The sequence below is a fragment of the Bacillus cihuensis genome (assembly GCF_000504145.1).
In the GTDB taxonomy this organism is placed as follows: Bacteria; Bacillota; Bacilli; order Bacillales; family DSM-1321; genus Peribacillus; species Peribacillus huizhouensis.
On sequence record NZ_KI632495.1, the window covers coordinates 1,610,454 to 1,633,569 of the forward strand.

At 37.1% G+C, this 23,116-nt stretch carries 19 protein-coding genes and 1 pseudogene; 1 reads left to right on the forward strand and 19 read right to left on the reverse strand.

Annotated features, from left to right (window positions below; translation table 11 throughout):
• Positions 1-1,270: 1,270 nt before the first annotated feature.
• From V179_RS32470 to V179_RS0113650, 10 genes and pseudogenes are all read right to left on the reverse strand, one after another.
• Positions 1,271-1,480, reverse strand: a pseudogene (locus V179_RS32470) (PfkB family carbohydrate kinase); the annotation flags it as partial.
• 70 nt (positions 1,481-1,550) lie between these two features.
• On the reverse strand, positions 1,551-2,498 hold the full coding sequence (locus V179_RS0113610) for a nucleoside hydrolase (protein ID WP_028391954.1): 948 nt from the start codon (positions 2,496-2,498) through the stop codon (positions 1,551-1,553).
• A 5-nt stretch (positions 2,499-2,503) separates the two neighbouring features.
• A complete protein-coding gene (locus tag V179_RS27915; RefSeq protein WP_051404950.1) occupies positions 2,504-3,427 on the reverse strand; it encodes a carbohydrate kinase family protein in 924 nt (307 codons plus the stop codon).
• 23 nt (positions 3,428-3,450) lie between these two features.
• A complete protein-coding gene (locus V179_RS0113620) occupies positions 3,451-5,553 on the reverse strand; it encodes an ADP-ribosylglycohydrolase family protein (protein WP_028391955.1) in 2,103 nt (700 codons plus the stop codon).
• 17 nt (positions 5,554-5,570) lie between these two features.
• A complete protein-coding gene (locus tag V179_RS0113625; RefSeq protein ID WP_028391958.1) occupies positions 5,571-7,688 on the reverse strand; it encodes an ADP-ribosylglycohydrolase family protein in 2,118 nt (705 codons plus the stop codon).
• A 23-nt stretch (positions 7,689-7,711) separates the two neighbouring features.
• On the reverse strand, positions 7,712-8,554 hold the full coding sequence (locus V179_RS0113630) for a carbohydrate ABC transporter permease (RefSeq protein WP_028391959.1): 843 nt from the start codon (positions 8,552-8,554) through the stop codon (positions 7,712-7,714).
• A gap of 18 nt (positions 8,555-8,572) precedes the next feature.
• On the reverse strand, positions 8,573-9,433 hold the full coding sequence (locus V179_RS0113635) for a carbohydrate ABC transporter permease (protein ID WP_028391960.1): 861 nt from the start codon (positions 9,431-9,433) through the stop codon (positions 8,573-8,575).
• A 79-nt stretch (positions 9,434-9,512) separates the two neighbouring features.
• Positions 9,513-10,859 (reverse strand): ABC transporter substrate-binding protein, encoded by a 1,347-nt coding sequence (locus V179_RS0113640; RefSeq protein WP_028391961.1) that lies wholly within the window; start codon positions 10,857-10,859, stop codon positions 9,513-9,515.
• A 15-nt stretch (positions 10,860-10,874) separates the two neighbouring features.
• The gene (locus V179_RS0113645) at positions 10,875-11,282 is read right to left on the reverse strand and encodes a secondary thiamine-phosphate synthase enzyme YjbQ (protein ID WP_028391962.1); all 408 of its coding nucleotides are present in this window, start codon (positions 11,280-11,282) and stop codon (positions 10,875-10,877) included.
• Between the two features lie 22 nt (positions 11,283-11,304).
• Complete coding sequence (locus tag V179_RS0113650; protein ID WP_028391963.1) at positions 11,305-12,441, reverse strand: SIS domain-containing protein; 1,137 nt, start codon at positions 12,439-12,441, stop codon at positions 11,305-11,307.
• 179 nt (positions 12,442-12,620) lie between these two features.
• Here V179_RS0113650 and V179_RS0113655 point away from each other — a divergent pair, with 179 nt between their 5' ends.
• Positions 12,621-13,376 (forward strand): GntR family transcriptional regulator, encoded by a 756-nt coding sequence (locus V179_RS0113655; protein ID WP_028391964.1) that lies wholly within the window; start codon positions 12,621-12,623, stop codon positions 13,374-13,376.
• Between the two features lie 542 nt (positions 13,377-13,918).
• Here V179_RS0113655 and V179_RS0113660 read toward each other — a convergent pair.
• The 9 genes from V179_RS0113660 to V179_RS0113700 all read right to left on the reverse strand — a co-directional run bounded on the left by V179_RS0113660 (position 13,919) and on the right by V179_RS0113700 (position 22,844).
• A complete protein-coding gene (locus V179_RS0113660) occupies positions 13,919-14,443 on the reverse strand; it encodes a type 1 glutamine amidotransferase domain-containing protein (protein ID WP_028391965.1) in 525 nt (174 codons plus the stop codon).
• A gap of 416 nt (positions 14,444-14,859) precedes the next feature.
• On the reverse strand, positions 14,860-15,009 hold the full coding sequence (locus V179_RS31055; protein ID WP_154664007.1) for a hypothetical protein: 150 nt from the start codon (positions 15,007-15,009) through the stop codon (positions 14,860-14,862).
• A gap of 564 nt (positions 15,010-15,573) precedes the next feature.
• Entirely contained in the window at positions 15,574-15,804 is a 231-nt protein-coding gene (locus V179_RS0113670) for a hypothetical protein (RefSeq protein WP_028391966.1), read from the reverse strand.
• A gap of 235 nt (positions 15,805-16,039) precedes the next feature.
• Positions 16,040-17,107: a M42 family metallopeptidase gene (locus tag V179_RS0113675; protein WP_028391967.1), complete on the reverse strand. Its 1,068-nt coding sequence runs from the start codon at positions 17,105-17,107 to the stop codon at positions 16,040-16,042.
• 148 nt (positions 17,108-17,255) lie between these two features.
• Positions 17,256-18,884, reverse strand: a complete 1,629-nt coding sequence (locus tag V179_RS0113680; RefSeq protein WP_028391968.1) for an ABC transporter substrate-binding protein — start codon at positions 18,882-18,884, stop codon at positions 17,256-17,258.
• Between the two features lie 65 nt (positions 18,885-18,949).
• On the reverse strand, positions 18,950-19,846 hold the full coding sequence (locus V179_RS0113685) for an ABC transporter permease (RefSeq protein WP_034301150.1): 897 nt from the start codon (positions 19,844-19,846) through the stop codon (positions 18,950-18,952).
• A gap of 17 nt (positions 19,847-19,863) precedes the next feature.
• Positions 19,864-20,868 (reverse strand): ABC transporter permease, encoded by a 1,005-nt coding sequence (locus V179_RS0113690; protein WP_028391970.1) that lies wholly within the window; start codon positions 20,866-20,868, stop codon positions 19,864-19,866.
• Between the two features lie 42 nt (positions 20,869-20,910).
• Complete coding sequence (locus tag V179_RS0113695; protein ID WP_028391971.1) at positions 20,911-21,855, reverse strand: ABC transporter ATP-binding protein; 945 nt, start codon at positions 21,853-21,855, stop codon at positions 20,911-20,913.
• Positions 21,852-22,844 carry an ABC transporter ATP-binding protein gene (locus tag V179_RS0113700; protein WP_028391972.1) on the reverse strand — a complete coding sequence of 331 codons (993 nt, stop codon included), beginning with the start codon at positions 22,842-22,844 and terminating at the stop codon, positions 21,852-21,854. The genes V179_RS0113695 and V179_RS0113700 overlap by 4 nt, the downstream gene beginning before the upstream one ends.
• Positions 22,845-23,116 lie beyond the last annotated feature (272 nt).

Genomic DNA, 23,116 nt, shown 5'->3' on the forward strand with positions numbered 1-23,116 from the left:
TAGGGGGCTAAATAAATACACGAACGAACCTATGCATGCGTGATATGTGTTTAGGTATTTACTTTTTGCGGAACTATCACTTACTTTTACCTTCAGGCGTGGAAATCGCACAGCATTTTTACCATTTCGATCCGGAAATCAAATTTGCGAGCGCGATTTCGAATTTACGTGCCGGAATCGGGGATTTACGTGCCAGAATCGATACTTTTCGAGCGAGATATTGCAATTTGCGTGCCGGAGCCTAATTTAGGAAGTAAAACTGTTGCAGTAAACATTCCGGAACTACGACAAAAAAAACGAATCTGAATTTTAACCAAACATGAGTTGTTAGGGAGCTAAATAAATACACGAACGAACCTATGCATGCGTGATATGTGCATAGGTTTTTTATTTATTACGAAACTATCTCTTACTTTTACCTTCAGTCGTGGAAAACGCCATCTATTTCTACAGTTACGATCCGGATATCAAATTTGCGAGCGCGATTTCGAATTTACGTGCCAGAATCGGGGATTTACGTGCCAGAATCGATACTTTTCGAGCGAGATATTGCAATTTTCGTACCTGAGCCTAATTTAGGAAGTAAAACTGTTACAGTAAACATTCCGGAACTACGACAAAAAAACGGAAGACCCATTATCAGGACTCCCGTAAATTTCCTTCACGCTAGCTAAGTTATTTTTACACTACTAAAACTTGCCAAATAAAAGACTAATCCTATTACGCGTATTTTGAAGGAACTTGCTAGTGTATTTCTAATATAAATTAGAATAAGATGTAAGTTTCTCCACTTAGATAACATCTTCATGTAGGGGTACGAATAACTCTACCGACATCAATCAATTTCATTTTTTCACAATTCTAATTGTTCTTAAACTTCATATATAGATGGCATTTCAATTGGATACCCAGTACTTACCGCAACCATTAAATGTATCACTAGCACCTATTGTATCCAACTGATGTCTTATATCCATAACCTTGAACAATCACTGAACCATTATTATAGGTTGCTCCCGCTTACTCTTGTGTAACGATTAACCCTATTAGGAATTTCTTCAAAATATCAACCGAATATTCTCAAAATAATTCAACACATTCCGTCTCATTAGGTGTAATATAGATTGCCATTTCAATCATTTTCTTTGTGCACGAAGACGCTGGTGCTGGAATTAATATAACTGGGACATTTTGTTCATGACATATGTTAAGTACTTCTTCTACCGCCTTTGGAAAAATTTCCAATTCAAGATGACAATATCACTGCTCGCTAAGAGTGCTTTGAAAGGTTGACATCTGAAGGAGTTAAATTGAAATTAGCACCGGAGACAACAATACTCTTATTATCCCTTTCAGATACAATTTTAGTAGCTACACCCGTTCGTTTATTTTTGACTATACTGATACAATCAATATTAATTCCTTCATGCAATTGATTCTCTTGAAGTTCTTTCCCAAAAATATCTCTACCCACATTCCCTACAAAATTTACTTAACCACCTAATCTTGCAGTAGAAACATCTTGATTGGACCCTTTACCACCAGTTTGTTTATTTTAAAACAGTATCCATTACAATTCCCAGGAATTTCTCATAATTAGCTTCATATGCGATATCAACTTCGGGTAAATCGTTCCATGTATGATGATGTCTCGTGTCTAAAACTGTCATCCCCAGTGTAATTTCACCTTTGGTCTCAATGCCTACCTTCCCTTTCAATGTTTTAACAATGGATTCATCAATAATTGCTCCGATTGCCATAGAATCAATTAGCACACAATACGATTCAAACCCTCTATTATTAACAAAATTAATCATATTTAATAAGAAATCTGCCTCTTTTGTTTTTGCTGACTCTAATGTAAGTAGATGCTGCTTTGAAAAATTAACATCAAAATGTGTCGCTACATCTAATCCAATCGCAGTCAAAGGAACCCCTGATTTAAATACTATATCAGCCGCTTCTGGGTCAACATACACATTCCATTCACTTTGAGGATTGTCACCAGTTGCATTTGCTGATGAATATTTATTCAATCCAAATGCTCCTGCAATAGCATATATACCTTTAATCATTGGAATAATTTCCGGACTCTTTAAGAAGGCCATTGCTATATTTGTTAATGGAGCTAGTGCTGCTATATATAACTCATTTGGGTATTTTTTTACTGTATCAATAATTAAGTCTACAGCATGTTGATTCGCAAGTTCCATTGTAGGTTCTGGAAGGTATGCATCAGCTTGACCGTCTTCACCATGTGTAAAAGGATCACTTGCTAAATCTCGTACAAGTGGTTTAGCCATCCCCCTAGCTACTGGTATGTCTGTCCTATTCAATAATTCAAGTGTTTTTCTCGCATTTGCCTGTGTTACATCAACATGATAATTTCCAGAAACAGTCGTAATTGCTTTTACATCAAGAACCTGAGATTTACATGCCACGATAATAGCTAATGAATCATCCATCCCAGGATCACAATCAATTAATAGTTTTTTCATTTCTGTCATCTCCATTCACCCTTTTCATCCATCATTTTTTGTAAGAGTCCTTCAGCCTTTTCTTTTGTTTTCTTATCAATTTTGGTTGGTACGCCTTCTTGCTCAATACAAATAGCGGCACCTATACTCCCCATTAATCCCATCTCTTCTAGAGAACGATTTTCACATAATCCAATTAATACCCCGGCAGACGAACTATTTCCACCACCAGTTACATCAACAACCTTGATGTTCTTTACGCTGTTTATTTTCACCAATTCGTTCTTCGTTAGCATATAAGCTCCCTTTGAGCCGACTCTTAAAAATATGGTGTTAATGCTCCATTCTCTCAATCTTTCAATAACAACATCTAAATCACTTTCCCCAAATAATGATTTTGCTTCCTTTTCATTTAACGAAAATACATCAATTCTCTCTACAATACTCTTAACTTGTTGTTTAAAATCAATATGTGCAGAATCAGCATTAAGCTCCCACAATACTTTGATTTTTATTTGCTCGTTCAGGATGAAAAACTCATTCCAAAATTGTTCATCGTGCCCTTTAAATATATAAATACCTTCCGTATCACATGTAACAGCTTCCTCAATTTCTCTCACCGAAGCATTCATTTTTTGATAATGCTTAGCACCGTAAAAAGGTGTTTCTGTTCGATTCTCTTCATCTTCATATCGAATGATGGTTCTTGGTGTATTCGCATCCTTAATTATCAAATTTTGTGTAGGTAGTTCGTTATTTTGGAACCACTCAAAATGAAGATTTTGAAAATCTTCACCTACACCTGTCAGAATCGATATGTCGTCCGACCAAATTTTCGCACCAGCCAACGCATAAATGCCTGCTCCACCAAGAGCATATTTAACCTCTGAACTATCTTTTTTATGGATTTCATCCGTCACAGCTGTGGATACGATTAAATATTTTGACACCATCATCACCTCGCATACTTACACTACATTATATTTTTAACAGAGAACCCGTCTGCAACCATCGATCCGTTATCGATGATAAAACCTGCTGCACCACAATCATACGTATTATTTTCATCCGTACATTCAATTAATTTTTCTCTATTTACTGATACAGATAAAACGTTTCCATTCACTGACAATTCCATCTCATACAATTTGTCATGTTCATATTCAAAATCTACTGAACCAAGGATTCGTTCTTCATTATCTTTCCTACAAACAATAACGATTTGTTTGTCGTTTACAAACTTAGCTGCATAATATCTACGATGACCATTACTCCTTACTATTAATCCAGCTGACTCATGTAAACTGAATTCTAGCGCAGACTCTACTGAATAGTTTTTCCAGTCCTGTGTCCCTATCGTTACGACACCATTCTTCTCATGATGTGAAATACAATATGTGTATTTAAAATCAGCAGCAAAATGTTTGGCTGAACTTGACCAAGAATACAACCAAAATGGAGTAGTACTCCAAATGGATGTCATCATCATCCCTTTTTGATAAAAGTGACTTGGTGCTTCATTCCAATCGATATCCTTTATTACTAAACTACCATCAAATCTCTCTTCGGAAAGTATTTCATATCCCAATCTAAAAATAGCCATACCTTTTGTATCTGGGACAACCCATTCAACTTTATTTTCACCTTGTTTTAATGAAGTAGGTTCACTTTCAAACCGCTGAACTTCATTATTGATGTCATAATATAGTACATAATGCTTAATCTGCACTTCTTTGGAATCATAATAATGAATGGTTGAAGTTACTTTTTGAGACGCGTATAACGTCGGTGACGCTGTAGTCGAAAAGTTTATCGCTAATTTATCAAAATCAATAAATACGGGTGTTGAGACATGGACACTCAGACCTTTTGCTACTCCATTACACTCAATAAGCAAACCATTTTCATCAGATACCTCATTGGCATTGTAGATTTTTGAATGGCTCGTGTGATTTGTTGAATATGGACATAAATCAAATCCTTGCGTAGACCCTCTAAAATCAAATGTATAAGCTTTTTCTTCTCTCTCATAATTTTCGCCTATTAATCTCTTACTAGCTTCGACAATTTTATGCGTTTCTTTTACAGCGTCCGTGACTACTGAACCACCATCCGATGAAACTACATACATCATATCTCTCACTGGATTTCTAAAATCGGGTCCACTACCTATTCCTTCTAGCCCTAATCGTATGCCATTTAAACAACCAACATTCCCGGCATTACAATCCGTATCCCAACCTGCTGATGCTGCAATCATAATGGACTTTTGGAAATCGTCTTCTCCTAAAATAAATGCTACTAAAACCATTAAATGATTAGGGATAATATGACAAGATCCAGGAAACTGTTTATAGCCATATTTACTGTCTAAAAACTCTCGTACTTTTCTCCAATCTTTTTCTTCTTTACAAACTTCTCTCGTTTCTTGAATCGCCTGTTTTAAGAAGGGACTACTTATATACTTAAGCCCCCGATCTAATAAAGTGTTAATCTCTTTCTCTTCAAATGCCATGGCTTGCATAGCACCTAGAAAACATGCTGCCTCAACTGCCATACCATCATGACTTACACTTGCTGCAGCCTTTATCAACTCTACTGCTCGATCAGGATTGTTCGGACAGCTCATGGCAATAGCGTCAATAAATATTTGTGCGCCAATTTGTTCGGCTAATGTCTGACCATTCATCTCAATCGATCCACTCATCGGCGCTTTTACACCATTTTTTAATCGTAAAAATGCCGTATGCTCGGTTGAACGTCCCAAGCCCCCCCACCAAAGAACGGTTTTATCTTCAATAATATAGTTTAACCAAGTATCTCCAAATTTTTCGGCCGTTAAGTCTTGATAATTGTAATCTTTTAATGCTTTGAAAAATCCAAATGTACCTGATATATCATCATCGGCAACAATTAATGGTACTTTACATTCTTCATGAACATAGTAATTTATTTCATTAAATTCACTTTGGATTTTCTCATATGCCCAACCTTCTACTGGCCTTCCAAGATAAACACCGATGAGCTTCCCTAATACTCCTGCGTATGTTAATTCTGCATAATTTTGATTTGCCATAAAGAACACCTCCAAATTTAGCTAGACGCCACTTTAAATCCATTAGCTAGGATTGCACCTGAATTCACTACAAATCCGGCGCTTCCATTACAATACTCATCATCGATTGCATGAAGTTCTTTTTCACCATTTACTATTACTTCTAAAACATTGCCTTTTACAGAAAACGATACATTGTAACGCACATCCAGTTTCATATCGAAGTCTTTTTGAGCTAAATTTATATATTCGTGATCCTTTTGTTTTCCGATTACCATTCTATCTTTGTAAAAAAGCACAGAGTAGTACCTTCTATGACCGATAGATCTTGCGACGAGTCCAGCTGATTCTTGATTTGTAAAAATAATTTCTGATGACACGCAATAATCCTTCCATTCCTTTGACCCTATTGTTACGACTCCGTTATTAGTAGAATGAGAAATGGAAAAAGTTTCAGCAAAATCAGGATTAAAATGATCCGCAGAACTCATAAATGATTTAATCCATGTTGTATTTGTCGTCCAAGGGGTTAAACTTGGCGTTAACTCTATCGCTTTTTTCAATTCAAAAGACTTAGGTGCCTCGTTCCAATCAATCGATTTAATGACTACATGGCCATCGATTCTATCATTACTTGTTAATCGGATGCCTAATCTATAAATAGCATGTCCTTGTGTATGAGGAAGTGACCATTTTAAACGATTGTTTCCCTTCATTAAAATATGGGGATCACTAAATAAAGTTTTAATTTCGTCTTCTTGATCATATATATCAATAAAAAATGTTAAAACTGGTTGTTGTTCATTCATTGATAGAACTTCCACTTCTATTTCCTGTGTAGAATATAGGCTAGGGGAAGCTAAAACTTCAAAGTAACTAGTCCCTTCTTTTCCTCTTGATTCCAACTCAACAAAAGTATCCAATGAAACAGTAGAATGGTTTCCTTTTGCTAAATGATCATATTCAATAACCAATCCATTTTCTTTTGAAATCGTATTGTAATTATATATTTTCGTAGTTGCTAATTCTTCAAGGAAATCTTCATAAAGTGTAAATCCTTGTGTTGAGCCAGGATATTCAAAAGAGTACCGTTTTACTTGGAGCGGTATCTCTTCCCCATTCAGCGCATAAGCTGCTCGCACAATTTTTCTGGTCTCAATGACAGCATCCGTCACACAGCTACCACCATCTGCTGAGACAACATACATTCGATCAGAAACAGATTTTCGATAGTCTGGTCCTTTACTTAGTCCCTCAAGCCCTAAACGTATGCCATTAAGACAACCTACATTACCTGCATTACAATCCGTATCCCAACCTGCTGATGCTGCAATCATGATGGATTTCTGAAAGTCGTCCCCTGCCATGATTAAAGCCATAATAACCACTAGATGATTGGTCACCATAGGGCAGCTTCCAGGATATTTATCATAGCCATGGTTTATTGAAATCCATTCTCTAACTTCTCGCCAATCCGTAGCATTATGGCACACAGTAAGTAAATCTGTAATGACTGAGGTAAGTTCAACATTATTCACAACAGACAGGGCATTCGTTAGTAATCTATCGACATTTTTTTCTTCAAATGCACTAGCTTCCATATGCGCCAATAGACACGCCGCATCAACAGCAATCCCATCATGACTCACACTTGCAGCCTTTCTAGCAAAATCGACTGCTAACTCAGGGTTATTCGGACACGCCATGGCCCAACTATCGATAAATATTTGAGCACCAATTTGTTCCGACATACTTTTTCCATTCAACTCACTTGAACCACTTACGGGGGCGTTTATTCCATTTTTCAATCTTAGATAAGCGGTATGTTCTGTTGATCTAGATAATCCCCCCCACCACAATACTGTTTGATTTTCAATAATATAATTGAGCCAAGTATCACCGATTTGTGCAGCAGACAAATCTTTATTAAATTGATAATCTTCCAATGCTCTAAAGAATACGAATGTTCCTGAGATATCATCATCTGGTACAATCAATGGGACTCCTACTTGTCGATGCACGAAATGATTAACGTCTTTAAACGATTCATAGATTGAATCATATGTCCAGCCTTCAATAGGTCTCCCTAAATATACGCCTATGATTTTCCCTAAAACTCCCGAATAAATCTGAGATTCATATTTGGAGATACTCATTTTCACTATCACCCTTTTCTTTTTTATCCTTTAACAGACCCACTTACTAATCCCTCAATGAAGTACTTTTGAACGACTAAGAAGAAAACAATTAAGGGAGCAATCATTAAGACAGAAGCAGCCATCATTAATCCTTGATTTGTATTGTACGTATTATTTAATGATAAAAATCCTAAAGTTGCTGTGAAGTTTTCCTGCCCTTGTAGGAATGTAGATGTAATCAGAAATTCATTCCATACAGAAATCCCCACAATGATACTAACTGTAATCAATCCTGGTCTTACCAATGGAAACATTATTTTTGTAATCAAATTGAATGTTGAAGCGCCATCTATTCTTGCTGATTCCTCTAATTCAGTAGGTATATTCATAAAAAATGTTCGCATTAAGAATGTGGCTAACGGCATATTTACAGCTGCTAAGATAAAACTAACAGCATAAATATTCCCTATTAGATTAAATTTTGCTAAAACAAAATATAATGGAAAGAGAAATAATTGAATTGGGATTGTCATTGCGACCATGAAATAGATCGTGACTGCTTGAGTTGCTTTTATCTTTTTTCCTGCTAATACATACCCAGCAAGAGCTGAAGCAATTAAAACTATTACGATTGTCGTTCCAGTAAGCAAAATACTGTTGATAAATCCTGTGCTAAAATTCGCTGCATGCCAAGCATCAACATAATTTGAAATATTTAATGCTTTTGGCCAAGACAGAGGGTTTTTGATAATTTCAGTTTGATTTTTAAAACTATTTAATAACACAAGTGACAATGGAGCTAAAGCAGAAATAGAAAATAATAGTAGTATCACATGTGATAAGACAGACGTTCGTTTCTTCTTTGCCAACGAACTACTTTTCATAATATTTCCTCCAGCCTCTTAATTTTTCAAATCATTTCTACTCATCCAAATATATAGACATGAAGCTAACAATCCGAAGAAGCTCATAAATAAAGCAATTGCAGCTGCTTTTCCTACTTGAAATGCCGAAAAAGCAAATGTATAGGCATAGGTACTTAACATTTCAGTAGAATGTGATGGACCTCCACCAGTTAATAAGTAAACATAATCAAAGGTGAGGAAAGAGAAGATAATAATCATCACAAACATTATATTGAACGTAGGCCTAATACTAGGAAAATACACATATCTAAAGATTTGCCAACCATTGCAACCTTCTAAGTAAGCGGCTTCAATTTGTTCAGCAGGAGTTTGCCGAAGTGCAGCTAAATAAATGACCGTTAGGAAACCCCAATAATGCCAAATATCTACAGATGCTACTGCATATAATGCTGTATCGACCGATGATAATGGAGAATCAATTGGAATTCCAATCTCTTGTAAGTAACCAATTACTCCTGAAACTGGATTGAAGATAATATTCAACCATAAAATTGCATTGGTGGTTGGTGCTAAAATATAAGGAAAGAGGAAGATTAATTGATAGGCACTCTTACTTTTTTTTCTTTTTAGTAACATCATAGCCGTAAATAGTCCTATTACAATCGGAACTGTTACGAACATTAATGTCCACTTTGCATTATTTAACAACGCCTTCCAAAAAATGCTATCTACAAATAATTCATTAAAATTTTGAACACCGACAAAATTTGGCGTTGTTGAAACTCCATTCCAGTCGGTAAAGGCAACGATTACTGTTAATAATCCAGGGATAAACACTATTAATATACTAATTAGTAACGCTGGGGATATTAGAAAATAATTGACTGTATTTCTCATCAGCAATGACCCCTCTCTACTTCCATTAGGATAAAAATGGGACGATTTCAAATAAATTTGAGTGTCCCATTTTCTATAGTTACTCAGTAGGTTTTGGTATCGGTGGTACTAAGCCTTTTTCTTTTTCTTTATCAAACTCTACTTGCACTTTCTTCATTAACTCTGTACTAGTCATTTGTTCATTCCAAATCGATTCAATATCTAGGAAAATTTGTTGTGTGGCTGGTGGTAAGAATACACCTGAATAATAACCAAAGTGACCTTTATTTACACCATCCACCATATTTTTTATAGTTTCAGCGTATGCTTTTGACAATTCTGGCATGTCGCTAGTATCAATTTCTAGGTCTTTTAAAGGGACCCCCCAATAACCAGGCCATGTTTTCGTCATTTCATTCATAAACTCATTAGTCATCATAGTATCTAGAATTTTTGCAGCTTCATCTTTGTGTTTTGATTGAGCATTAATGGACAACGTTGCTGTGACACCTAAAGTATAATAAGGTTCATTTGTTTGATGATCTTTAGTTGGAAAAGCCATAAATCCTAAATCTTTCGCCTTGTCTCCTGAAAAGGATTGAGCTGCAAATTGGTATACTAAAGAAGGTCCAAAGAAAAACGGAGCCTTTTCATCAGCTAATAACTGTGTTGCTTCATTAAACGTAAGGTTTGTATAATCTTTTCCTGCTAAATAGCCTTTTTTATACCATTTTGCAGAAGTATCTAACGCGTCAATAATGGTAGGATCTGTCCATTTAGTCGTTCCAGTCAAGGCTTCGTAAACTTTTTCACCACCAGCAAAATGGGTTAAAAACAGTGATGAATAATTTTCGTTAACTGGTTTCCATCCCTTGTTTCCTGTTACTGAAGCATACATCCCTTTTTCAATTGCCTCATCCATAATTTTCTCTAATTCTTCGATAGTTTTTGGTTCCGGCCAATTATTATCTTTTAAAACCTTTTTATTATAAAAAATACCAACTGTGTTCAAAGAATTACCTAAGCTATAAAGATTTCCATTCACAGTACCAGATTCATAGATAGGATCTAAGATTCTATCTTTCCAACCATATTTTTCAGCATACTTGTCTAAATTTTCAATTCTCCCAGCCTCTGCTAACGGAATGACAAATGATGGACCTGAACCGTATACAATATCTGGACCTTTACCTGAAGAAAGGGCTACTGAAATATCTTTATCAACTGAATTTCTATATTCAATCTTTAATTCATATTCATCTTGCGATTTATTGTATTTATCAATTAATACTTTCTTTAGGGTTTCTTGATGTTCAGGAGGCGCTCCCCAGAACCACATAGTTATGATTTCTTTTCCATCTGCTGTCGTTTTACTATCGTTTGAACACCCAGCGAGTATTACCATCACCAAGAATATTGTAACTAAGCCAACTAATTTGTTTTTCATTGTTCTACCTCCATTTTATCTGTCTGATTGAACCTTCACGAAATATTCTCTATTTCTAGGTCCATCGAATTCTAGAAAATAGATTCCTTGAGAATGTCCAAGTAATAAATCACTATTCTCTATGATTAAGCTAATTGAAACACCTATTAATGAAGATTTAACATGACCCGCTGCATCTTGTGGAGTATCATGTTGATGCTTAAAGTCAATTCTCGTTGGAACGATTCTTCGTATTTCATCTTGTAAATCTTCTAATCCCCTTGGGTCCCAATATGAAGTAATGGTTAATCCCGCCGTTGTATGTGGCGTATAAATGATGCATGTCCCACTTTCTACACCACTATTTTTAACAAATTCAACAATATCATCGTTCAGTTTGATTACATCATGTTCTTTAGTTCGCAACGTGAAATTTTTCAGCATTAGTAAATCCTCTTTTCATTTCTTATTTTACAATGATTTCACTATTTTTTACGGCATTTCCATGTTGAGCAAATGACCAATTATCTTTACATCCCCTACCATCTTCTTCACCGATTATGTTGGCAATATAGCCACTCAGCAACGCTAATGGAACAAATTGTGTTAAAGGAATCGAAATAGAGTATTTTGATATTGGTGTTCCTATTACCGTGCAACCTTCTGCAAATGCTTTCTCCTTTAGATCTGAAATAACTAATGTTGGACGGCCGAGCTCAAGCGAATAGTTAATGGTTTCTATTGCCCGAGACAAACTGGGATTTGTAGAATTAGCTACCATTACTGTTCCAATTTTCGAAAAGTTTCTCATAAAGAAATTCAGATGTAACCACTCTTCCGTGTTAATGTGCATCGCATACTTCCCTACAGCTTCAAAGATCTTTGCGTGCCCATACCAAGCTGTGGCATAATCAAAACCTGAACCTATAAAATCAAACGCTTCCATTTCGGACCATTCCAAAGCAAGTGCTAATGTTTTACTATCCATGGAAGTAAGTGATTCTTCTAGTAGATCCGCTTGTGTTAAAATGTCTTTTCTATAATCCATAGCAACATCCATCGTGTATTTCCCTCTAACCTCACCAATTCTAATGGCCATTAAAAGCAGTGATAGGACTGACACTAAATAACTGCGGACCCCGGGGCTTGATTCGAATTTGGGAATATCTAAATCTAATGTCTTTTTCGCCGTTTTTCCAAGATAAGAGTCTTTATTAGATGTTACTCCAATTGTATAAGCACCGTATTTATTCGCACGTTCTACTGATTCACCTACTCGTGCTACTGTACCAGAATGGCTGACTGCAAAAATAAATGGGTTATTCGGGGAATTTCCTAATTGATTTTCCGCATACAATCTACTTAAATCAATGGATGTTACGACTTCTGTTGGGATACCTGTTAATAGTTCAAAGATGTGTTTTGTCGCTAATCCTGCCGCGAAAGAATCTCCACATCCTGTAATCACAATCTTTTGAATGGAAAAGATTTCAGGAGTGGTTAATAGCTTTCTTGTTTTAGGCTCTAAATCCTCATACTGCTCTTTTAATAATTTAGGTAAACTAAACACTTGGTTTCTCATTGCATTATCATAATCTCGCATAAGTTACCCTCCATTCACATATTTTTAACTTGTATTAACATTAACACAACCATACAATAATTATCAATCCAAATATTTTTTTTTTTCAAATTGATCAGTAAACTTTGAATTTACTTCATAATCATTTACAATCAATTGTATATATAACCATACAACTATAGGGAAAAGGGGATTATGTGGTGTACACTAATCGAATATCAATCGACAAAGATTCGCCTGTACCAATTTATCATCAGGTTGCAACTAATATAAGAGAACGTATTATGAAGAATGAATGGAAAGAAAATGAAAAGATACCTTCAGAAGCAAAACTAACAGAGGAATATGACATTAGTCGTGTTACATTAAGACAGGCTTTAGATGAATTGAAAAGAGAAGGAATTATTAATAAAATTCAAGGGAAAGGCGTTTTTGTTAAATATAACCCGAAACCTTTCGTTCATGATTTCAGTTTACCAACTGCATTAAATGCTAAGCTAGAACAGAGTGGGAATAATATTATTCCAGTATTATTAACATCTTCTATGTGTGGAACTATTCCTCATGTGAATGAATGTTTAAAAATATCTGAAGAGGAAAGTTTAGTTTATATTAAACGCTTATTTTTATTCAATAACAAACCTATCGGACTTAATAGATCGTGGTTAGCTGACTCAATGGTTCCTAAAATACTAGATAAACCGTTAATAGGTAACCACCTAAGTACAACTCTTTCAAAAAACTATAATCTAACACCTGTAAATATTGAAAATTCTATACAATCCATCATTCCAAATGCAGCAGACATGAAGCTATTAAATGTCCAATACACTGTCCCTGCAACTTTTCTAAAGAGTATTTCCTACTTAGATGATCAAACTCCATTAGAATATTCAGAAACAATATGGTTAGGTGATAGTGTAAAATTCACTTTCAATACCAATGCAATTCAATGATAGAAATTGGAGTCTTCTAAAATAGGGATTTACTTCTCTTTATCTGGACTATCTGATCACAATTAATAAGATGGTGTCGGAGATAACTAAGGAATGTAAGATTTTTCATTTTCCATGAATATTTTAAGTTAATTATTAGTACTTGACTTTGAACCATACGGTCGCAATTAATCACGGAATGCCTATCCTGCGCAAGACCACCTGATAGAATGTAACGAAGTAAAAAATAGAAAACCTATGCAAACGGTGTGTGCATAGGTTTTTTCCGAAACTAGCACTTCGTATTACCTTCAGATACGGAAAATCCACCTTCCTTTTCAAGCTTTACGATCCGGAAATCAAATTTGTGAGCGCCATTTCGAATTTACGTGCCAGAATCGGGGATTTACGTGCCAGAATCGATACTTCTCGAGCGGGATTGGCGATTTGCGTGCCGGAGCCTAATTTAGGAAGTAAAACTGTTGCATTAAACATTCCGGAACTACGACAAAAAAAACGGAAGACCCATTATCAGGACTCCCGCTTTTCTATAAAACGTACTATCATTTTCCTTCTAATACGTTAATAAACTCTCTTAAATAATCTGGCAGATCTGGTGGACGACGGCTTGAGATAAGATGTCCATCTGTAATAACCGGTTCGTCATACCAATTAGCACCTGCATTTTCCATATCATCTTTAATGCCAGGTGTACTTGTTACGTTTTTACCTTGCAAAATTTTCGCAGAAATCAATACCCAGCCTGCATGACAGATTTGACCAATTGGTTTTTCACTAGCATCCATTTCTTGGATTAAGGAGATAACTTCAGGAAACCTTCTGATTTTATCAGGTGCCCAGCCTCCTGGTACTAGAATGGCATCATAGTCTTCTGGATTCACATCACCATAAGCCATATCAGATTCTGCTGGCACACCGTATTTGCCGATATACGTCTCATTTGCCACTTCACCAGCAAGATGGACAATCGCTCCCTCTTCCCGAAGTCTGAGAATCGGATACCATAGCTCTAAATCTTCACACTCATGATGAACTAGGCTAATAACTTTCTTTCCTTCTAATCGCATGTTATTACCTCCTTATCTATTTCTAATGCTATTCTACACCATTTTAAACTTTTTCGCTTGAACAAGTTAACTTTTCGGGTAAATTTGAATAACTCAAATAAAATCATTTATTGACATTGGAAAACATAATCGATGAAAGTGAATGATTTTGAGGTATTATTTACTGAGTAAGAAGAACAGAAGTTATAATAAATAGAAGTTGTTTTTGAGCATGTTCAGGTTGAATATCTGTTTCTTGTTCTATTGAAAGATAAAGCCTCATCAAATTGTTCCATCACTTCGAAACTTTAATAAAATACAAAACCTAAACTTTTTCTAAATAAAGTGAAACTTCAATCTGTGGGGGTTCTTCACCCCCTATCGATTGTTAGCCCGTTCTATTGCCCGTTAATGCGGGATAAGTCCTATCCTTTTATCTATCTTACGCTTTTGGGCAAAATGGCCTGGAGCTTTAAAGACAATTCTTCCACTAGCTCATTGACTGTTACATCCCTCTCCGATTCTCCTTTTTCAAAAGCATCTTTGAGAATGTGATAAAAGTCTTCCTTTGTTATACTTGCATTCATGATAAATTCTCCCTCGTTTATGTACAGAAATCATCCCCAAAAAGAGTCCAATTCAGCACTCGGCAATCCGTTTATCGTGTTATTTACACTTGCATTAAACAATGTGTAATACATACTGGGTCTGACTTTTTATTTATGGAAGACCCCTCTCATTTCATAAGAAACCGGAGCCTTGTCCTTATATACTGACTTGATAACTTGCTCAAACATCTTTTCCAAGCAGAAAATAATTAACAATCAAATCCTATTATTCAGTCATTTTATTATTTTATCATATTCAACTACTTCCTCACTTTGAATTTTTTCGACAAAATCCGGGTAGCACAACCAAAACCTTTTGCTGTAAAATTAAATACCCCTGTTACACGAAGCAAAACCATGAATAAAATGGAAATACTATTTATATGCTTTTAGTTAATCACTAACAATATTATGACTGATAGCAAAGCAAATTAAATGAATAGAAAGTATGCATTTAATCAAATGTCTCCCTTATAACCTAAACTTTCCTTAATCCCCGGAATCAAAAACTGACCAGTATCGAGGACTGGTCAGCATTTATTCCTATTCCTTTTTCGCTGCCACATCCTCAGAAATATAAGCAGTTTCATCTACTATCTCAAACGCCGACATGCTCGTTCCACCTGTATTAATTTCTGGTACGTCAACTTCAGCAACAGACTTTTCTTCCCCTTTTTCTTTTGGAGAATTTAGGTAAACACAAAGAATAGCAATTGTTAATAATATACCAAATATAACTGCAATAACAAGCGCCTTTTTTTGTCTATAATCCAACACTACACCTACTTTCTCAGATATCCCCTTCCTTAAATTAAGTATATTTTGATTATTTAGCTAAATTCCTTTTAATTTTTCTTATCTAAATAAGTTTTGAAGTAATAGGTGTTAAGAACAAGGTAATGTGGTTATTGCTTTCTTTAAGAAACGCCTAAAATAGACTATGGAAAAAAATCATTTACTCCAATTTGAACTTCAAGGACTATCCACTAAAAAATAAGCTGGATCCTTCTTACGAATCTAAAAACGTCTTCCCCTTCAATTCATTCAACGTGACAACAAATTCATAAAGAAGTTTATAGGAGTTTTCCATATCTTCTAAGTCCACTACTTCAATAGGTGTGTGCGTATAGCGCGATGGGATGGAAATAACACCTGCTGATACACCTTTATGTGTCATGTGGATCGCCCCTGCGTCTGTGCCAATGCCCATGAAAACTTCAAGCTGATGAGGAATATGGCCGTTCTCGGCGATCTTCTTTAAATGTTGCGTAACAAGTGGATGGGCAATGAATGATTTATCGACAATTTTAATACACGGACCGGCACCTAATACCCTAGTCCCCGTCATCAACACGTCATTTGTATCACTCGTCGGCGTAGTATCTAGTACTAACGCATAATCCGGTTCGACAGCTGCTGATACAACGGATGCCCCTCTTAGTCCGACTTCCTCTTGAACGGTAAATGCTCCGTAAATATCGCCATGTTTGGCACCTGATTCACGTAATTTTTGCAGAAAATGAATCAGAACAGCACAGCCCGCTCTGTCGTCCAATGCTTTTCCGACAACACGATTGTTGCCCATTTGCTTACACTCGGTTCCATAAGAAATCGGCTGGCCTACGCGAATTCCCATCTCGATGACATCTTCTTTCGAACGGGCACCGACATCAATATATAGCTCACGATGATTAGCGACTCGGTTTGGGTCATCCCATTTCACATAATGAACGGATAGAGTCCCAATGACACCATGTACAATGCCACGATCTGCTTTAATAAGTACAGGTAAGGACAGCAAGATTCGGTCATCAAAACCACCTAATTTTTCAAATCGAATCAATCCGTTATCTTCAATTTTTTTGACAATAAAGCCGATCTCATCCGTGTGTGCCGCAATAACTAATGATGGGAAACTTGCATCATTGCCATTTATTTTCACGAGTAAATTACCAACTGCATCAACATGGTATTCATCCACATAGTCTTTCACTTCACGTAAAATAAACCGTTGGACATCTTGTTCGAATCCACTCGGTCCAACGATATTACTTAGACTTCTTAACAGTTTGTACATGGTTGTTCCTCCTTAATAAGGGTCAGACCCCACTTTTACTATATCTCGTTTATTTGTCTCGTAAATGACGCAATAAACTTTGGATTTAGTGTGTGAGGTCAGACCCTTTATATATCGTTCATATAGAGTGTAAGGACTAATCTTTTCCTTAGTTCGTCAAGTACACTTCAGCAAAATTATCATTTTCCATTGGGTGGGCGTTAAATCCTTGTACATAGCCCGCAAGACCCATAGGTGGCGTTGTATGTCCAATCGTTACCCACGGTGCATCTTGATGGAAAATTTCTTGTGCTTGTTTATACAACTTGATACGTTCTTCTTGTTCAAATGTTACACGAGCTTGTTGCAAAAGTTTTGTAAACTCTTCATTATTATAAAAAGCACGGTTGCTGGCTGGTTTTTCGATATTCGTATTGCTTAAATTCGGGAATAAGAAATTATCCGGATCTGCCATAACACCCGTCCAACCGTATAAGGCCATTGGATGTTCCCCTTCACCCGTCTTTTGTAAATACGTTGCCCACTCATACGTTTTGATTTCTGCGTCAATACCGATTGCTTTCAAGTTCGCTTGCATTGCTTCGGCAATTTTTAATGGTTGTGGTAAATACGGTCTTGGATTGCTCATCGTCCATAATTCCGTTTTGAAGCCGTCAGGGAAGCCTGCTTCTGCCAGTAGCTTCTTCGCGGCTTCTACATCGTATTTGTAATCTTGAATCTCATCATTATAGCCCCAAAGTGAAGATGGGAATGGGTTTTTCGCCACTTCTGCATAGCCATTATAGAAGGCATCAATTAATTCTTTCTTGTTAATCGCCATATTAATCGCTTGGCGCACTTTCACATTATCAAATGGTGCCATTTGTGTATTGAAAACCATGAATCCTGTGTTAAAACTTGGACGTTCAATTAAGCTTAATTGTGAATTGGCTTTGATTGTATCTGCATCATCTGGATTTAAGCCATCAATAATGTCTACTTCACCACTTTGAAGAGCAGTAAGACGGGATGAATTATCCGGAATCACACGGAAAATCATTTCATCTAAGTATGGTTGTCCATCAACATAATAATTTTCATTTTTCTTTAAGACCACTTTGTCATTACGACTCCAGCTCTCGAACTTAAACGGTCCAGTACCAACTGGATGTTCATAAAACTTATCGCCATATTTTTTAATCGCATCGGGACTGGCAATTCCGAACATTGGAATCGCTAAATAACTAATAAATGGTGCTGTTTTTTCAGTTAAGGTAATTTCTACTGTTGATGCATCTACTGCTTTTACAGAGGCAATTTTGTGATTTGGATCACCTTTAAATCCACCATACAGGAATGGATAGTACGGGAAGTCTCCCTTATGGTACGGATTCGCTGGGTCCATCCAACGCTCAAAGTTGAATACAACAGCATCTGCGTTAAAATCGGTGCCATCTTGGAATTTTACACCTTGTTTAAGCGTAAGTGTCCATGTTAAGCCATCTTCAGAAACTTTATAAGATTCCGCTAGTTTTGGTTGTAATTCGAGCTTATCATCGTAAACAAACAATGTTTCAAAAATATTATGCGTCACACGGATCGACTCGCCATCCGTAACATTGATTGGGTCTAAGCCAATCGAATCTGCGCCGCGGCCATAGATTAATGTACCACCGGCTTTTGGTTCCGTTGTTTCGCTCTTGTCTACAGCTTTTTCTTTGTTCCCACCAGAACAAGCTGTAAGCAATAATGTTAGTACGACTAAAATACTTACAAATAATGAAGAATTTCTTTTCATCATCGTTCCCCCTATTTTCTATATGGAAAGCGGTACGAAGTGTTCGTCCCGCAGTCTACCTATTTCTAGCTTTTCATTTTTGGATCTAGGGCATCTCTAAGTCCATCGCCCATTAAGTTAAAGCCAAGCACCGTAAGCATAATCGCAATTCCTGGGAATAAAACGGTCCATGGTGCCTGAATAATGTATTGCCTTGAATCGGCAAGCATTTTCCCCCATTCCGCTTGCGGAGGTTGAGCTCCCATTCCTAAAAATCCGAGTGCCGCCGCTTCAATAATGGCTGTTGCGATCGCTAATGTAGCTTGCACAATAATCGGTGCTAAGCTATTTGGTAATACATGATGGAATAAAATACGACCATCACTCATCCCCACCGCTCGAGCCGCCATAATATATTCTTCCTGTTTCACACTGAGTACTTTGGAACGAATGAGCCTGCCGAAATTCGGAATATTAATAATCGCAATCGCAATTAAGGCATTTTGTAAAGATGGTCCTAATACGGCTACGACTGCAATCGCTAATAGAATACTAGGAAAAGCAAGCATAATATCAAAAATTCTCGAAATCACTGTATCGATCCATCGTCCGTAAAATCCGGCGATAATGCCAAGAAAACAGCCGATGATTACAGATCCTGCGACCGATACGAGGCCAACCCATAAAGAAATTCGCGCCCCATAGATCACCCGGGAAAAAATATCGCGGCCAAAATCATCCGTCCCGAACCAGTGCTCTGAAGATGGTGGGTTATTACGAATGGAAAGTTGTTGTTCATTGATACCATATGGCGCAAGTAATGGTGCAAGGATCGCAATAATGATAAAAAATAGCACAATTCCTGAGCCAACTAATGCTACTTTGTTTTTCTTAAAGGTTTTCCACCCTTCTCGCCACGGGGAAACCGCTTCTTCCAGTTGAAGCTCGTTTGTCTCATTTTCACGTTTTGCTAAAACCGGCACAAAAATCCCCCTTCCCTTTAGTTGTATTTAATGCGTGGATCGATCGCAACATATAGAAGGTCCACAATCAGATTAATCAATATGAAGATGGTTGCAATGATGAGAATACCAGACTGAATCACTGGATAATCGCGAAATCCGATCGCTTCATAAATATAACGGCCAATTCCAGGCCAACCAAATATCGTTTCCGTTAAGATCGCTCCACCAAGTAATAGTCCGACTTGAAGGCCGATTACAGTTAGTACTGGGATTACCGCATTTTTTAATGAATGCTTGTACACGACAAAAAACATTCTCATCCCTTTTGCACGTGCTGTTCTAATATAGTCGGAACGCATGACTTCTAGCATACTGGAACGAGTAATCCGGGCAATAATCGCCATCGGAATCGTTGCAAGGGCTAAACTCGGTAAGATTAAATGGCGGATGACTTCACCGAATTGATCGAATCTACCAGCGATCAATGTATCGATTAAATAGAGATTCGTCACCACTTCAACTGGATCTCGAACATTCTCACGTCCTGTTGAAGGAAGCCAACCTAATTCTAAAGAAAAAGCCCATTGCTCCATTAATCCGAGCCAGAAAACCGGAATCGAAATCCCAATTAACGCCAGAATCATCGCGACATAATCAAACCATGAATTTTGAAACCACGCACTAATAATTCCTGCATTGACGCCAATAAAAATCGCAATAAACATTGCGACCAATGATAATTCCAATGTAGCTGCAAGATATGGCCAAATTTCATCCTTAATTGGCGCTGAGCTTCGTAATGACTCCCCTAAATCTCCTGACAGGAGCCCTTTTACATAGTGAAAAAATTGCACATACCATGGATCATTTAAGCCGAGCTTTTCAGTTAATTGTGCCACCGCTTCTTTTGTTGCTTGCTGTCCTAAGATCACTTGGGCTGGATCACCCGGGATGGCTCGAATGATGAAAAACACAACAAATGTCATACCAAATAGGACGGGTATAAGCATCAATAGACGGCGAATTGTGTAGGTTAACACAAAAACCCCTCCCCTTTCATTTCTACATATCTAAGTGCTTTCTTACTTCAATCGACAAGCCACAAAATGGCCTGGCGCAACTTCAATTAAATCATCACGTTCTGAGTCAATATTCATCCAAGAATCATCGATGACATATTTACTTGGCAGTGTGCCAAATTGAATCGCAGCTTGTTCATCGGCTTGATAATATTCCGGATCTGGAATAGGTACCGCAGCTAACAATTGCTGGGTGTATGGATGAAGTGGATTTTGATAAATTTTTTCAGCGTCAGCTAACTCCACCATCCGTCCTTTATACATGACCCCGACTCGATCACTAATATGACGGACAACGCCAAGGTCGTGGGCGATAAAGATATACGTTAATTGAAACTCCTTCTGCAAGTCTTTCAATAGATTGAGAACTTGCGATTGAATCGACACATCCAACGCTGAAACGGGTTCATCAGCAATAATTAATTTCGGATTGGTCATTAACGCCCTGGCTATGCCAATTCGTTGCCGCTGCCCACCACTAAATTGATGAGGATAACGTCTTGCGTGATAACTTGTTAACCCTACTACCTCTAACATATCGCTGACCTTTTTCTTTCGTTCAGCCTCATTGCCAATTCCATGAACAATCAGCGGTTCCTCTAATATTTTCTCAACTGTATGTCGCGGATTAAGAGAAGCATATGGATCTTGAAAAATCATTTGAATATGACGCCTTACTTTTCTCATTTCTTTTTTCGGGAGCGCTCGAAGATCTCGATTATCAAAGAGAATTGTTCCTTCTGTCGGTTCAATTAACCGAAGCAACATCCTGCCTGTTGTCGACTTGCCACAGCCACTTTCGCCAACGATCCCTAATGTTTCTCCTTCATTCACATGAAAAGAAACACCATCAACAGCCTTCATATCACTGATTTTCTTACCTAAAATCCCGCCCGTAATCGGAAAGTATTTTTTGACATTTTCCACCTGTAAGATCGGCTTCGTCATTTGGAAACACCTCCTTGTTGTTCATAAAGAAAGCATCTTACTTTTTGCCCTTCTCCGGTTTGATACAGTTCAGGTGTTTCCGTAAAACAGCGATCAAACGCATGTTCACATCGTGCAGCAAAACGGCAACCTTCTTTAATACTTCCTGGCTTTGGAACATTTCCAGGAATCGAATACAGCCGATCGACTTTTTTTCGCATATCAGGCACAGATTTAATTAAGCCCACAGTGTAAGGATGCTTCGGGCTTTTGTAAATCGTCGCAATATCTCCTTCTTCAACGACCTTTCCAGCATACATGACAACAACGCGCTGACAAACTTCAGCTACTACGCCAAGGTCATGGGTGATCATCATAATCGCTGTTTGATAGTCATGATTTAATTTTTTCATAAGCTTAAGAATCTGTGCTTGGATGGTGACATCTAGAGCAGTAGTCGGCTCATCAGCGATTAGCAATTGCGGGTTACAGACCATAGCCATCGCAATCATAACTCGTTGACGCATGCCGCCAGATAACTGGTGAGGGTATTCATTTAGCAATTCTTCCGCGCGAGGTAAGCCAACCATTTGCAAAATTTCAATCGCTCGTTCCTTCACTTGCTGCTTATTCCACTTGTTATGTAAGCGAATCGTTTCCATAATCTGATTCCCTATTGTAAACAACGGGTTTAAAGACGTCATCGGTTCCTGGAAAATCATCGTAATATCATTGCCCCGAATTTGCCGCATCCGTTTTTCCGATGCCTTCGTTAAATCCTCGCCTTTATACAAAATTTCTCCACCGACAATTTTGCCAGGAGGACTTGGGACTAAGCCCATAATCGATAACGAAGTCACCGATTTCCCGCAGCCCGATTCCCCAACAACCCCCAGAATTTCTCCTTTATTAATATAAAAATCAATATCATCTACTGCCGCCACTTCTCCATCATCCGTAAAAAAAGAAGTACGCAGATTTTTTACTTCTAAAACAGATTCACCGCTCATATGAAAGCTCCTTCCCATAACAATTCCCGACATTCCCCTTGCATTTCAATACCAAATTTCGTATTTAAATACAATCAATCCCGATAATTGTATACATAAAAAAGTTCAATTTTATCGAAAAACTTATTATTCTCAAACTTAAAGAACTTATAATCTATTTATTAATATTCTTTTGATATAATAATATTTTTAGAATATTTTTTGTTTTCATGTAGTATACCGCAAAAATCTACATTATTCTACAGTATTTTCACACACTTTAAGAGGATATT

What these genes read in the sequence shown, in the direction of transcription:
- V179_RS0113610 (WP_028391954.1), bottom strand. Translation starts at nt 2,498, where the DNA reads ATGAAAAAACTATTAATTGATTGTGATCCTGGGATGGATGATTCATTA.
- V179_RS0113620 (WP_028391955.1), bottom strand. Translation starts at nt 5,553, where the DNA reads ATGGCAAATCAAAATTATGCAGAATTAACATACGCAGGAGTATTAGGG.
- V179_RS0113625 (WP_028391958.1), bottom strand. Translation starts at nt 7,688, where the DNA reads ATGAGTATCTCCAAATATGAATCTCAGATTTATTCGGGAGTTTTAGGG.
- V179_RS0113630 (WP_028391959.1), bottom strand. Translation starts at nt 8,554, where the DNA reads ATGAAAAGTAGTTCGTTGGCAAAGAAGAAACGAACGTCTGTCTTATCA.
- V179_RS0113635 (WP_028391960.1), bottom strand. Translation starts at nt 9,433, where the DNA reads ATGAGAAATACAGTCAATTATTTTCTAATATCCCCAGCGTTACTAATT.
- V179_RS0113640 (WP_028391961.1), bottom strand. Translation starts at nt 10,859, where the DNA reads ATGAAAAACAAATTAGTTGGCTTAGTTACAATATTCTTGGTGATGGTA.
- V179_RS0113645 (WP_028391962.1), bottom strand. Translation starts at nt 11,282, where the DNA reads ATGCTGAAAAATTTCACGTTGCGAACTAAAGAACATGATGTAATCAAA.
- V179_RS0113650 (WP_028391963.1), bottom strand. Translation starts at nt 12,441, where the DNA reads ATGCGAGATTATGATAATGCAATGAGAAACCAAGTGTTTAGTTTACCT.
- V179_RS0113660 (WP_028391965.1), bottom strand. Translation starts at nt 14,443, where the DNA reads ATGCGATTAGAAGGAAAGAAAGTTATTAGCCTAGTTCATCATGAGTGT.
- V179_RS31055 (WP_154664007.1), bottom strand. Translation starts at nt 15,009, where the DNA reads ATGAATGCAAGTATAACAAAGGAAGACTTTTATCACATTCTCAAAGAT.
- V179_RS0113675 (WP_028391967.1), bottom strand. Translation starts at nt 17,107, where the DNA reads ATGTACAAACTGTTAAGAAGTCTAAGTAATATCGTTGGACCGAGTGGA.
- V179_RS0113680 (WP_028391968.1), bottom strand. Translation starts at nt 18,884, where the DNA reads ATGAAAAGAAATTCTTCATTATTTGTAAGTATTTTAGTCGTACTAACA.
- V179_RS0113695 (WP_028391971.1), bottom strand. Translation starts at nt 21,855, where the DNA reads ATGACGAAGCCGATCTTACAGGTGGAAAATGTCAAAAAATACTTTCCG.
- V179_RS0113700 (WP_028391972.1), bottom strand. Translation starts at nt 22,844, where the DNA reads ATGAGCGGTGAATCTGTTTTAGAAGTAAAAAATCTGCGTACTTCTTTT.